Raw genomic sequence first — 11,955 nt, 5'->3', positions numbered from 1 at the left:
ACCCCATTTATGAGCCTGCTTCTGGAAGGTAAGCTTGCATTCGTGTCCGGCGGCACGCGCGGACTCGGCGCCGCGATGTGCGATGTTTTTGCCCGCGAAGGCGCTGACGTGGCGTTCAATTATCACTCGAGCGACGAGCGTGCTGAGGCGACAAAACGCACCATCGAGTCTCACGGCCGTCGAGCCCTGTCCTTCAAGGTCTCGGTCACCGATCGCTACGGCATGAAACACGTCGCCCGCGAGATCAAGGATGCATGGGGCCCGATCGATATTCTGGTAAACAACGCGGCGGTAAATAAGCCCGACAATTTCGCGACCACGACGGACAGATCCTGGGATTGGGTCGTAGATACCAACGTCGGCAGCCTGTTTGCCGTCACAAAGCCCTTCTACAAACAGATGATCCGCGAACGCCGCGGCCATATTCTTAACATCACCTCGGTCGGAGCGATCCGCAGTCTGCCAACGTCTGTCCACTACGCTACGTCAAAGGCCGCGATGATCGGATTTACAAAATGCCTCTCGCGCGAAGCGGCGAACTTTGGCATTTCGGTCAACGCCATCGCCGCCGGCATATTTGACACCGATCTCGGAAACACGCTGCCCGACCGCCTGCTCCAGATACACGAATTTTGGGTGTCAAAAGGCCGCTCCGGCATCCCGTCCGAGCTCGCCGAATATGCCGCGTTCCTCGTCAGTGACCGCAACACCTTTATGAACGGCGAGGTCGTCATCGTCGACGGCGGCGCCGTAACCTAGGCAATTAAAGTCGATCTCGCCGCGGAATAAAGCTGTAGATCATGCCGAGAAATGTGGCCGTCCAAGCGGCAAGCGCCAAGAATACAAAGATCTTTGGTATCACGAGCAGCGGCTGGAAGGGTATTGCCTTGGCAAGCTGGAATGTGCACGCCGTGTACATTCCCAACGGGAAGACCATGCTCCAGTACTGCGGATCATAGCTTAGCGGCTGCCTCTTGTAGAAATGCCGCCAGGCTCCGAGGATCAGCAGCAGCGGTATCCACCATGTTCCCGACGCCCAGAAGAATAGGGTGAACCCGACCAGAAACGGACGGATCTCGCTCAGGAACTGCCATTCGCCCACTGCGAGTATCAGCCTTGCTCCCGCAAGTGTCGTAATGGCGACGGCCCCCATGTTGATCCAGTAGGGCGGCGTAAGGGTCTCGCGGGTAATATCGAGGAACGTGAACCGGTAAAAGATCAGCGTGATCAGCATCAGATACAGCATGCAGCCAACGAGGAACATGCAGAGCGTAAAAAAGAGTATCGGCTCAGTATAGGGGCTGAAGTGGCCGGCCAGCAGCGTGCCGAGAACTGATATCGAATGCGTCGCAACCGCTGCTACCAGCCAGGCTCCGTTTATGCCCTTTTGGAGTACGGGCTTGTCCTCTTTTACTGTGACCGCCGTAAAGAAGCCATACATTATCACCAGCCAGCATGCGATGCCGAGGAACCACAAGGCGGCCGCGGCCTCATACTCTTCCTTAACGATCACGAACTGGCTGCCCAGCACGCACGACGCGGCAACCACCGTAAAGAAGCCGGGCCCGCGAACGTGGTCGCCGAGGTCCGTCAATACGCGCGGGAAGAACCATACAAGCCTCAAGAGCAGCATTGCCCACAGGATGACGAACGCCGCCACATTGACATAGACGAATGCTGCCGCAATGCCCGGCATTCCGAGGGAATGCATGGCTATCGACGTAATTCCCGTAGCCATCACGAGGGCAAAATAGCCCGGGAAAAGATCGGCGACGGCACGCATCAAACGGCCCTCGGCCTTATGGTTCGATTCCGGCTCCATTCTTCAATTGTGCTGATTTCGTGATCGTGCCGCAACCGAGGTCAGAGATCTAACGCCTGATCTTGACCGGTTTCCACCACAGTAGGATGGTGATCGCTATTATCCAGCAGACGCCCGACGCGATGACGAGTGGCATCAAGTGGTCAAATTCGTGTGCAAGTGCCGCCTCGACCACGGCCGACAGGATCCACATCTGGGCAATATTGATCATCACGAGCAAGGCGAGCCGCGCCTGCGATACGGCTTTGCGGCCGCGATTTTGCGGGCTATTGACACGGCTGTAGCCAATGCTAGGTTTCATTGCCCCTCACCTCTCTGCCGGTCGCAAAGACGCGGCCGTTGTGCACCTCGATCTCGATCTTATCGAGCGGCCGCGGAGGCGGGCCGTAGAGCACCTCGCCCGTCCTCTCGCTGAATCCGCCCTCGTGACATGGGCATTCGATCCGCTGGTGTTCTTTCGAATAATAGACGGGACACGAGAGGTGGGTGCATTTCTGTCCGAAAGCATGATAGCTGCCATCGCGCGACCTGATAAGGATCGCCGTGTCCTCCTCGCCCGGATATGTAAAGTTCATCGCGCTCCCCGGCGTGAGGGTCTCAGAATCCTCTATTGGGGTCGGCGCGAATCGCTTCTCGACTCCCGCGTCGTACATAGCCTTTGCCGAAAAACCGGCCGCACCCGCAAACATCGTGGTCGATGTCAGGACGAGAAAGTTGCAAAACTCCCGTCTCGTCACCTCGGCCTCCTGATCGCGGCTATACGGAAACTCGGCCTGGTGCGAATCCGTCGCCCGCCGAACGTCGGTTTCGTCAGCAAGAACTCGGTCGATAGTCTCTGACAGATTTGAACTCATATCTTAGGTCCGAAGCTAGAATTCATTGCCCTTGTCCGTTTCTTCCACTTGCGTGTCGATCCATGACTCATGGATCGACGGATCGACGCCAAGTCGTCCTTCAAAAACGCCGCATCCATCCACATCGACGGCTTCCTCATCCGTTGGCAGCATCAGAAAGACCTTTGTCTCCACCTTCTGATTGCCAAAAACGTGCACGTTCACGGGTTTCGTCCGCCGCAGCGGCACAACGTCTTGATACTTACCGAATGTCAGTGCTCCGGTCGGGCAAACGCTCGCGCACATCGGTTTTAGCCCTTCGCTCGTGCGGTCATAGCACATGTCGCACTTCATTTGCAGGTGCATTGCCGAGTTGTATTTCGGCACGCCGAATGGGCACGCATTCACGCAGTTCCGGCAATCGAGGCAGCGCGGCTTGAGTGCCGAAAGCACCACACCGTCCTCGGTCTGTTTGATTGCATCGGCCGGGCAGACCTGCGCACAGGTGGGCTCGTTGCAGTGCATGCAGATCGTCGGCATCGTCGCCGTCGTTTCGGCCCGGTCGAGATAATCGACAAAGATCATCGAATAGCCCTTGTGTGTCCCGCACTCGCGGCAGGCCGCCACGCAGGACCGGCAGCCGATGCACCTTTGCGGATCGATGAACATGGTCTCCTGCATCATTTTCCTCGCTGCACCTCGCTCGCGCTCCGCCCCTTACGGCCCTTGCCCAGGATCGGAAGCTCACGCGAATGTATCTTTTCGATCCTCGCCGCGCAGGCTTTGAATTCAGGTATCTTCGACGTCGGGTCGAGTGCCGCATTCGTTATCTGATTTGCGGCGAGTTGTTCACCCCAGTGATAAGGAATAAAGATCGTATCCCGCCGGATGGTATTAACGACAAGAGCGGGAAACACTCCCTCACCGCGGCGTGAGATCACCTTGATGCGTTCGCCGTCGTTTATCTGGTACTTCATCGCCGTCTCAGGATGTATCTCGACGAAGGGCTCCGGACACTGTTGCACGAGAAAACCTATCCGCCGTGTCTGATTTCCCGAAAGGTATTGGTGCACTATGCGGCCGCTTGTAAAAACAAGCGGATACTTGTCATCAGGCTGCTCGGCAGCCCCCTTGTATTCGATTGCGTGAAATCTCGCCTTGCCGTCGTCATGCGCGAATTTCTCCTCAAAAAGGCGCGGCGTGCCCTCGCTCTCCTCGGAGGGGCAAGGCCAAAAGACGCCGTTCTGCCGCTCGATCTTCTCGTATGAGATCCCATAGTAATCGGCCTTGCCGCCCTTTGACGCAAGCCGCAACTCGTCGAAGATATCTTCGGGACTACTGAAAGTAAAGTACTTTCCACGCCCGAGCCGGTGGGCGATGTCCTGCAGCATGTCCCAGTCGCGGCGGGCTTCACCGGGCGGCTTGATAGCCTTGTTTATCTTGATGACGCGGCCCTCGCCACTGGTCGTGGTGCCCTCGTCCTCGGCCCAAGTCGTCCCTGGCAGAACGACGTCGGCATAGCGGGCGGCCTCGGACATAAAAAAGTCTATGCAGACGTTGAAATCGAGCGCCTCAAGCGACTCGCGCACCTTGTTTGTGTCCGGCAGCGAGACCATCATGTTGCTGCAGATCGAGAGCAGGCCGCGTATCTCGCCGTCGCGCATCTTGCTAAACATCTCGACCGCCGAAACTCCCGCCTCGGGGAGTTCGGACTCGTCGATCCCCCAAACGCCTGCGACATACTTGCGGTGCTCGGGGTTCAACATCGATCTATAGCCCGGCAATTGATCGGCCTTCTGCCCGTGCTCACGTCCGCCCTGCCCGTTCCCCTGGCCCGTAATCGTCCCGTACCCGCGACCTTTCGCACCTATCTTGCCGGTCGCAAGCACGATGTTGATATAGCTAAGTACGTTTTCGGTGCCGTTGGAATGGTGCTCTATGCCGCGGGCGTGCATTATCATTCCCGTCTTTGCCCGGCCGTAAACCATTCCGGCCTGCACGATCTTCTCGGCCGGAACGCCGGAGATCTGCGATGCAACATCAGGCGTATATTTGAGCGCAACCTCTCTTGTTGCCTCCCAATCGTTCGTCCGGCTGTCAATGAACGCCTGGTCGATCAGCTTCTCGTTTATCAGCACGTTCAGTATTCCGTTCGTTACCGCCGCATCGGTTCCGGGCCTCAACTGCAGGTGAATATCACCTTGCCGGGCTGTCGGCGTTTCGCGCGGATCAATGACGATCCAGACGCCGCCATTGTCACGCTGCTTCCACAGGAACCCGTTGATTATCGGGAATGTCTCGGCACAGTTGGCCCCTGCGATTATCAGCACCTCGGCGAACGGAATATCACTCCATGGATTAGCCGCACGGTCGATGCCAAACGCTTTGTTGTTCCCAGCTGCTGCCGAGGCCATACACAGGCGGCCATTGTAATCGATGTATCGAGTCCCGAGAGCCACGCGGGCAAATTTACCGACCAAGTATGTTTTCTCAGTAGTCAGGGACGAGCCGGAATAGACTGCAACAGCGTCCTTGCCGTATTCCTCCTGCAAACCCCGGAGCTTCGAGACGACCAGATCGAGTGCCTCGTCCCAACTCGCCCGCTCGAAAACACCCTTTCGCTTGATCAACGGATATTCAAGGCGATCCGGATGATGCGTCTGCAGATACGCCGTCACACCTTTCGGGCATAGCCGTCCTTCGTTAACGGGAAAATCATATCGCGGCTCAAGGCCGACGACCTTGTCTTGCTCAACGAGCAGCTTTAGCCCGCACTGCATTCCGCAATAGGGGCAATGCGTATCCACGACCTTGTCGATCACGCGGTCTGACAGCCAGCCGCCGTCGGGCTCGTCGTGCAGGTGCGGCCCGAATCGATCGATGATGTTGTCGAGATACTCTACCTTTGACATAGATTCAAAGCTCCGGCCTAATTCCCCGTAAGCGGGCAGTAAGCAGCGGAGCAACCAGCATGAACGCCAACCCGAACAGCATTAGGCCGCCGCGTCCCGGATGGTAATCTTCGGCGATGCGGCTCCACGTCATCCCAAGAGCGCGTCCGAGTCCGACCTCGAAGCCCGCTGTGAGCATGACCCAAAACAACCCGACCATCACTAGTGCAGCACTCGACCGCATACCGAGCCAGCGGATCATTAGGAATGTCACGGCAAATATCAGGGCCATCCCGATAAATACGCCTGCCTGTCGTGCTCGCATGTCGCCCAGCCGCGGCTCTAATATGAGGCCGCGCAACGCCCCGTTGAAACTCTCGGCAATGATGATCAACAGCCATATTGCGAACGCCCGTCCCACCGCCATAGCCGATCTTATGCTTCCGATCCGCCGGCTCGCGTTCCCTTGAAGACCACATCTTGCTCATTCGCGATCCCCGCATAGGCAAGCCCGCGCATTACCCGTTTACATCGCGGGCAATAGTCCTGCAGCGTCTCGCCGTTTGGCATGCGATAGTCGTAACCGAGCCGCTCGACGACGATCTTCAGGTCGTCTATCCACATCTGACCTGCAAATACCGAATGACATCGCGGGCAAACGGCCTGCGACATCTCTTGCGAGTGTTTTTGGTAAAGCTCGACACCGATCGACGCCGGCCGCTGGACAATGTGAAACAGTTTGCCAAAGGGCAGGAAAAAAAGTGTCATTATCACCAACGCCTGATGCGAGAGCGATATGAACGAGTACATATAGCCCTCGAACCAAAGGCTGGACGCCGTCAGCATCAGCCCCGAGACCGAGATCGCCAACAGCAGCATATGCGGGACGAAATCGAGCAAAAACTGCTGCACGGCGATAGCACCACGGTCTCTCAATCTCCTGCGGATCGCGATCGCGCAGCCCGCTATGACCAACACCGCCGAGATATCGAGCCCATGGAACATGATCCACGCCGATATGCTTCGGCCTTGAAGGGCCGGCCCGGTTGGAAACCCGAAGAGGTATGGCTGATAGCCCATATCGCCGACCAGCTTGAAATGCACCCAGCCAAATACGAGCGGAAACGTGATCAACGCCGCCAGTATGCAGCCCCACATTATCAGGCCGTGCATCAGCCAGCGTCCCGCGCCCCGTTTGAATATGAATCGCTGCTCGATAAGGCTGGACGCGATCGTTTTCGCCGCCGTCGTCGCCTGTTTTGCAAACTTTCTCTTCTGAAAGAATAGCTGCAGGCCCCGTTTGAAATACACTCTCGTCGCCGGACGCTGCAGCCAAACCGAATAACGAAAAACTATCGCCCCGAACGCAGCGATGCTCGCGATCGTGTATCCGAACAGCGCGGAATCAAAGTTTTCCAGGTTTCGGGAGCCGACTATGACGAGGACCGTCAGCAAGAGAGACGCCGCCAGCCCGAGCAATGTCGGATGACGGAAATTGACCTTAGCAGGAGCTGAAGCGGACAGTTCGTTCCCCATTCTAACTATCCAGACACAGACCAAAACGCCCGATGTTGTCAGTTTACATCAATACTAACCGCAATCAAAAACCTCGCTCTCAACGACTCAGTAATAACCGGTGATAAATAAGATATGTTGGTAGTGTCTTAATTTGGATATATTCGTGCATTCGTGGCCAACTCTTTTGAACGCGTACTTAGCCACGAATGCACGAATTAAGACACTATGAGCAGATGGCATTTTCCAAGTGCCGAAGCTACTCTTCCAGCCTCTGCTTCGCCTTCTCGATGAACTTCCGGATCATCTCAGTGATGCTTGCGGTCATTTCTTTTGATATTAGCGATTCGCCCGCAAGCCACGCCAGAGCATGGAGTTCCGATGCCTTTTTGCGGCGAAGCTCGACCTGCTGGGCAAAGTGGACCTGGGTAACGCCGCCGTTTCCAAGAAAATCGGCCGAGTAGCGGAGGAAGTTGTCCGTTTCGCCCGCAAGCGGCGACCATTCGACGCGTTCCGGCGTGTTTTCAGTCAGTTCGAGCGAAAAATCCTGTATGATCTGCCCGACCATCGGCACTTCCGCCCCAACGCGCCACTGGGCAATGTTGTTGCTATCGAGATGGGCCCGCTCAACGCCCGGCATCATCTCGGCGAAATTTGAAACATCGAGAAAGAATTCCCGAACTTTCTCCGTCGCGGCCCTTATCTCAATATCGTCGCTAAACGCGGCGCGAACAGTAAACATATGTGCCTAAAATACTCCGTTGAACAAGATCGAGTTAAAGAAGAGCCGCGCGTTCGAGCGGAATATCCCGCGAAAGAACGGCTCCTCGGCAAACAGAATGACGTGGCCGCTGCCCTGCGATTCGTCGATGACGTATGACGTTCCGGCGAGCAGGCGTTCGGTATTATCGGGCCAGACAAAGCCTGAAAGCGTCAGTGGGCGCGCGGGTTTCGCATCAAAGACTACGGCGTTTGCTCCCTCTTTCGAGTACCGGAAGAAATAGCCGCTCGCGAGCAGCACAGGCATCTCATCCTGCTCGATACCATACGTGAGATATGTCGTCCGGTCGACCGTTGCCCGCATTATCGAGCCGGGCAGCGGGACCGGCACATTGTTGGCGTCTGCAGAGGGCGACGCTATCGGTGGCAGGCCCGAGCTCATACCATCGCCCCGATCGGTAGCCAACTCTTTGCGCGAAGGGTTAGCATCGGGTTCCTTTCTGGCACCTTGACCTTTCCCATCTGTCGGTGTCGGGCTGGGTGACGCTGTCTTCGCGTCGTCTTGCTTGATCTTGCCCTTTTCTTCATCCTCGTCGGTCCCGACAAGGCGCGTCGTCGTCAGCCCTACGCTCTTGATGGCGGCAAAGACCGATGCGGCCCTTACCGTGACGAGCGTGCCGCCATTCTCGGTCCAACGCTTGAGCTCGGCAATGCCGCCCGGGCCAAACAGCGCGTTATACTGGCTCGCCGAACCGTCGGGCAGGATCAGTACGTTGTAATCCTTGAGAGCTCCGCTGCGGATCGCCCTTATGCTCAACGGAGTGAACCTGATGCCGTACCGGTCGAATGACCACCAGATCGATCCATACGACGTCTGATTGACTGCCTCGTCGGCCGCCATGGCGATCTTTGGCTCGCGAAGCGATATCACATTCTCACCTCCGATCCCGGTGTCACCCTCGTCCGTAAACCCTGTATTGACAGAAGTTACATGCACCCCCATCTCACCGGCCAGCCGGGTAATCGTGTCGTGAACTGACTCAGGATTGCGATTGACGCGAATGACGAATGTGCCTCGCGGCCAGTTTCGTCCGCCCGCATTCATCTGCTTTGTGGCGACTGCGACGCGATAACCGCTCTGCATCAGCCGCGTCACAAGTGCAGCCGTCGAATCGGTCTTGTAAGGAATGATATACGCCGCCTGGGCCCGTCCGGCAACGCTTCCGCGCCGCGCGGCCGCGATCTTCTCAGCCGTTACGGCGCTTGTTGCGATGGCTCCCGCGTCCTCCGTCCACCACGCATCGATGCCGAAGGCCAGCGGCAGCGACCACGCCGTGATGTCATAGAAACCGTAGTCCTCCTTCGACTGCCCGGCACCCTTCATCTGATTGCGACGGAACCGTGCAAGGTTCTCGTCAACGAATGCCTTATCCTGCGGCGTGTCAGGTTCGAGTATGGCCTTGATCAGCAGGCGCTGCGGCTGGTTGAGATCGACGACGTAAGAGCCGGCCGCGAATGTCTTCGTCATCGCCGGGCTGTTGGTATAATATGCGTGTGCCGTTTGCGATGTGAAAGGCTGAGTTGTCACACCGACCTCGATCTTTGAACGCTGAAGTATCTCTACCAGTTCAGCCGCCTTCACCGTGTCCTTTGCAGGATCGATGATGACACGGCGGAGCTTTGCCGTTGAATGGCCACGCATGGCCGCAGCACGGAATTCGTAGTAGTCCCTGAGCTTTTCCGCCCGGTTTGCCGCCGTCGTTTCAAGCGTTGTCATCGACGCAACATAATGCTTTGCTATCGCCGATCGCAGTGTGGCGATCGTCCCGTCGTCGCGGGTCCACCGCAGCCCCTTCGTGCCTCCGCCATCGGTCTCATACGTCATGCCCGTCGCTCCGTTGAGATTCGGATACATATCCCAATAGCCCGGATAGAAGGCGTCAAAAACGTCTCGCACGTAATATTCCCAGCGATTTGCGTCAAAAGCTCGCGCGTTCGCGCGGCCATATGTCGTTTCCCATTTCGACGTCACGGGCTGCGGCAGATTTGGGTTGATCGGCAGCGCAGTGGGCGGAAAAAAGAACTGCGATACCTGCCCGTGATGATCGACGGCGACCTGCGGGTTCCATTCCTGAAAGGCACGGGCCAGGTTCTGCGTCTCTTTCTGCGTCATCGCGAGCGTGTCGCGGTTGAGGTCGAACCGGTAATGGCTCAGGCGTCCGTAAACGCTCCAGGGCTCGCCGTGCTCGATCGCGTTGCGATTGGCGTCGCCCGTCGCAACTGAGTTATACCAGGTCGCAAACCGCTCATGCCCGTCAGGATTCTCGCCCGTCACGATCAGCACGACGCAGTTCCGCAATATCTCAAGCGTCGCCGGCTCGTCCGATGCCGCAAGCTGATACGCGACCTGCATCATAGCCTCGAACGAAGCCGATTCGTTGCCGTGGATCGTATATGCCATCCAGGCGATGGCGGGCGTGTTTTGCGCGATCGTTGCGGCCTCGGCCGTCGACGTCCGTCGCGGGTCGGCCAGCCGGGCAATATTCGATTTGATCTCATCGAGAAGTGCGATATTCTCGGGCGACGAGACCGCAACGACGTGCATCATCCGATGCTCGTTCGTCAGCCCGATATCGAAAACACGAACCCGCGACGGCGCAGCAGCCGCGATGTTCTCGATCACGCGCTCCATCTGAGCGTATGTCGTGTGATGATCACCAACGTCAAACCGCAGCGACGCCTGCGGCCGTGGCACTCCGGCCGAATACGGCCCACGAGCGTAAAAATCGAACTTCTCCTGCGGCTGGCCCGAGGCAAATTGCGATACAACGAGACACGTCAACAGGGCGAGCGAATATCTGGCTTTTTTCATTGAACGAGAGTACTTCCGAGCGGCGGAAAATGTTTCTGATATTGTGAGATTATAGCAGACGATGACGAACGAAACCTGTCCGCGCTGCCACTCGCGAGCTATGCGACGCTGGCCCGACCTGACCGACGACGAGAAAATGCTTGCCGAACGCCTGCCAGCGTCAGCCGAATACACGCCGAAAGAAAGAAAAAAGCACCGCATTTGCATACGGTGCTGGTATGAGGATGACGGCCGTCATGAGGTGACGGCTTAGGTCATCTGGCTCCCCAAATATTTACTTTTGCCCCTCTTCCGCGAGTCGTGACAGCGTCATACCAGAACTCGATCTTCTCGATCGTTCGACTACCGCCGTTCAGGTCGATCCAGCGAGTCTGCCCGCCCGCGGGGATCCGATCACGCAGATCGATCTCTTCACTGCCGCCATTGCCGTAGTGGACCTTTACCTTGTGAAAATCAACGCCGTGCACCTTCACGCGGAACTGCAGCCGGCGAAAGTATCCACGTTTTGATCCGACAACAAGCGTGTCATGATCCGACCGGTCCGGCACCGTTCGGGCTCCAAGAAACGTGCCGCCCTGAGCATTCGCCTCAGAACCAAAGACAACAAACACGGCTGCAAGTATTGCAACCGCAAAGAAACTGCGTTTTAACATTAACTTTTACCTCCAGAAAGTTTGCGCGCATATCATAATCGCACCCCATTGGACGCGCAAGCCGAAGAAAAAGCCGGAAAACGTCGTCCCCGTAATTATGGCTGCGTGGTGACTTTAACTGACTTTTCCTCGTCCGTGAAGACCTTGATCTTTGTCCCTTCCTTGATCTCGGCGTTCTTACCTTTCTTTAGAAAGCCAAGGGGTCCGAACAGAATTACCAGCGCTACTGTCGTCCCGGTCTTGTCGTTTCCCTCTTTACCTTTGGAAGCTCGGACCTTAAGTTTCTGGCCATCGACCGTTACCGTCGATTCAACTCTAATGTTGAGTTGGCCGCCTTTGCCAAAGAATCCGCTCTTCTTTGCGTTTGTCACGACACCTTTCAGAATAGCTCCCTTTGCTATCACTATCGCCCCATTGATGATGACGTCTTCGTCAACCTTAAATGTGATCGCATCGTCCTCGTGGGCGGTCTTGCTGGATATCGTCTCCGTCGTCACCGCGGATATCTCAGTGCCGTCGGGGACGACGACGGTCTTATCAGCGAATCCAACAAGGCCGGCCAACGACGACCAAGTTAGAAGGCAGGTCAATAAAAGGCAACAAAATAACTTCTTCATACGGATCCTCCAAGTTACTAGTCAGGTTGTTC

At 56.8% G+C, this 11,955-nt stretch carries 13 protein-coding genes; 2 read left to right on the top strand and 11 right to left on the bottom strand.

Features of this window, described 5'->3' with window-relative positions; translation table 11 throughout:
* The first annotated feature begins 9 nt into the window (after positions 1 to 9).
* Positions 10 to 759, top strand: a complete 750-nt coding sequence (locus tag IPM59_08685) for an SDR family oxidoreductase (GenBank protein ID MBK9215665.1) — start codon at positions 10 to 12, stop codon at positions 757 to 759.
* Between the two features lie 4 nt (positions 760 to 763).
* Here the strand turns inward: IPM59_08685 and IPM59_08680 are convergent, their stop codons facing one another.
* From IPM59_08680 to IPM59_08640, 9 genes are all read right to left on the bottom strand, one after another.
* The gene (locus IPM59_08680) at positions 764 to 1,822 is read right to left on the bottom strand and encodes a tellurite resistance/C4-dicarboxylate transporter family protein (GenBank protein MBK9215664.1); all 1,059 of its coding nucleotides are present in this window, start codon (positions 1,820 to 1,822) and stop codon (positions 764 to 766) included.
* 49 nt (positions 1,823 to 1,871) lie between these two features.
* Complete coding sequence (locus tag IPM59_08675) at positions 1,872 to 2,123, bottom strand: hypothetical protein (GenBank protein ID MBK9215663.1); 252 nt, start codon at positions 2,121 to 2,123, stop codon at positions 1,872 to 1,874.
* Positions 2,113 to 2,676, bottom strand: coding sequence for a ubiquinol-cytochrome c reductase iron-sulfur subunit (locus IPM59_08670; GenBank protein ID MBK9215662.1), 564 nt, complete (start codon positions 2,674 to 2,676; stop codon positions 2,113 to 2,115). The genes IPM59_08675 and IPM59_08670 overlap by 11 nt, the downstream gene beginning before the upstream one ends.
* Before the next feature lie 15 nt (positions 2,677 to 2,691).
* Positions 2,692 to 3,339 carry a 4Fe-4S dicluster domain-containing protein gene (locus IPM59_08665; protein MBK9215661.1) on the bottom strand — a complete coding sequence of 216 codons (648 nt, stop codon included), beginning with the start codon at positions 3,337 to 3,339 and terminating at the stop codon, positions 2,692 to 2,694.
* On the bottom strand, positions 3,336 to 5,567 hold the full coding sequence (locus IPM59_08660) for a nitrate reductase (protein ID MBK9215660.1): 2,232 nt from the start codon (positions 5,565 to 5,567) through the stop codon (positions 3,336 to 3,338). The genes IPM59_08665 and IPM59_08660 overlap by 4 nt, the downstream gene beginning before the upstream one ends.
* Before the next feature lie 4 nt (positions 5,568 to 5,571).
* Positions 5,572 to 5,973 (bottom strand): hypothetical protein, encoded by a 402-nt coding sequence (locus IPM59_08655; GenBank protein MBK9215659.1) that lies wholly within the window; start codon positions 5,971 to 5,973, stop codon positions 5,572 to 5,574.
* 8 nt (positions 5,974 to 5,981) lie between these two features.
* Entirely contained in the window at positions 5,982 to 7,082 is a 1,101-nt protein-coding gene (locus IPM59_08650; GenBank protein MBK9215658.1) for an MFS transporter, read from the bottom strand.
* 238 nt (positions 7,083 to 7,320) lie between these two features.
* Positions 7,321 to 7,803 (bottom strand): SRPBCC family protein, encoded by a 483-nt coding sequence (locus IPM59_08645; protein MBK9215657.1) that lies wholly within the window; start codon positions 7,801 to 7,803, stop codon positions 7,321 to 7,323.
* A 6-nt stretch (positions 7,804 to 7,809) separates the two neighbouring features.
* Entirely contained in the window at positions 7,810 to 10,653 is a 2,844-nt protein-coding gene (locus IPM59_08640; GenBank protein ID MBK9215656.1) for a hypothetical protein, read from the bottom strand.
* 61 nt (positions 10,654 to 10,714) lie between these two features.
* Between IPM59_08640 and IPM59_08635 the strand changes: the two genes are divergently transcribed.
* Positions 10,715 to 10,906 carry a hypothetical protein gene (locus IPM59_08635; GenBank protein MBK9215655.1) on the top strand — a complete coding sequence of 64 codons (192 nt, stop codon included), beginning with the start codon at positions 10,715 to 10,717 and terminating at the stop codon, positions 10,904 to 10,906.
* 1 nt (position 10,907) lies between these two features.
* Here IPM59_08635 and IPM59_08630 read toward each other — a convergent pair whose 3' ends face one another.
* Together IPM59_08630 and IPM59_08625 are read right to left on the bottom strand one after the other, a co-directional pair.
* On the bottom strand, positions 10,908 to 11,306 hold the full coding sequence (locus tag IPM59_08630; protein MBK9215654.1) for a DUF2541 family protein: 399 nt from the start codon (positions 11,304 to 11,306) through the stop codon (positions 10,908 to 10,910).
* 95 nt (positions 11,307 to 11,401) lie between these two features.
* Entirely contained in the window at positions 11,402 to 11,923 is a 522-nt protein-coding gene (locus IPM59_08625) for a hypothetical protein (GenBank protein ID MBK9215653.1), read from the bottom strand.
* Between the last annotated feature and the right edge of the window lie 32 nt (positions 11,924 to 11,955).

This window comes from Chloracidobacterium sp. (assembly GCA_016715795.1).
GTDB lineage: Bacteria > Acidobacteriota > Blastocatellia > Pyrinomonadales > Pyrinomonadaceae > OLB17.
The sequence above is the reverse complement of the archived record's forward strand: the minus strand, read 5'-3'. Positions and strand labels throughout refer to the sequence as shown.

Coding starts and splice junctions, on each gene's coding strand:
- IPM59_08640 (MBK9215656.1), bottom strand. CDS start 10,653: ATGAAAAAAGCCAGATATTCGCTCGCCCTGTTGACGTGTCTCGTTGTA.
- IPM59_08665 (MBK9215661.1), bottom strand. CDS start 3,339: ATGATGCAGGAGACCATGTTCATCGATCCGCAAAGGTGCATCGGCTGC.
- IPM59_08685 (MBK9215665.1), top strand. CDS start 10: ATGAGCCTGCTTCTGGAAGGTAAGCTTGCATTCGTGTCCGGCGGCACG.
- IPM59_08650 (MBK9215658.1), bottom strand. CDS start 7,082: ATGGGGAACGAACTGTCCGCTTCAGCTCCTGCTAAGGTCAATTTCCGT.
- IPM59_08655 (MBK9215659.1), bottom strand. CDS start 5,973: ATGGCGGTGGGACGGGCGTTCGCAATATGGCTGTTGATCATCATTGCC.
- IPM59_08680 (MBK9215664.1), bottom strand. CDS start 1,822: ATGGAGCCGGAATCGAACCATAAGGCCGAGGGCCGTTTGATGCGTGCC.
- IPM59_08630 (MBK9215654.1), bottom strand. CDS start 11,306: ATGTTAAAACGCAGTTTCTTTGCGGTTGCAATACTTGCAGCCGTGTTT.
- IPM59_08675 (MBK9215663.1), bottom strand. CDS start 2,123: ATGAAACCTAGCATTGGCTACAGCCGTGTCAATAGCCCGCAAAATCGC.
- IPM59_08645 (MBK9215657.1), bottom strand. CDS start 7,803: ATGTTTACTGTTCGCGCCGCGTTTAGCGACGATATTGAGATAAGGGCC.
- IPM59_08625 (MBK9215653.1), bottom strand. CDS start 11,923: ATGAAGAAGTTATTTTGTTGCCTTTTATTGACCTGCCTTCTAACTTGG.
- IPM59_08635 (MBK9215655.1), top strand. CDS start 10,715: ATGACGAACGAAACCTGTCCGCGCTGCCACTCGCGAGCTATGCGACGC.
- IPM59_08660 (MBK9215660.1), bottom strand. CDS start 5,567: ATGTCAAAGGTAGAGTATCTCGACAACATCATCGATCGATTCGGGCCG.
- IPM59_08670 (MBK9215662.1), bottom strand. CDS start 2,676: ATGAGTTCAAATCTGTCAGAGACTATCGACCGAGTTCTTGCTGACGAA.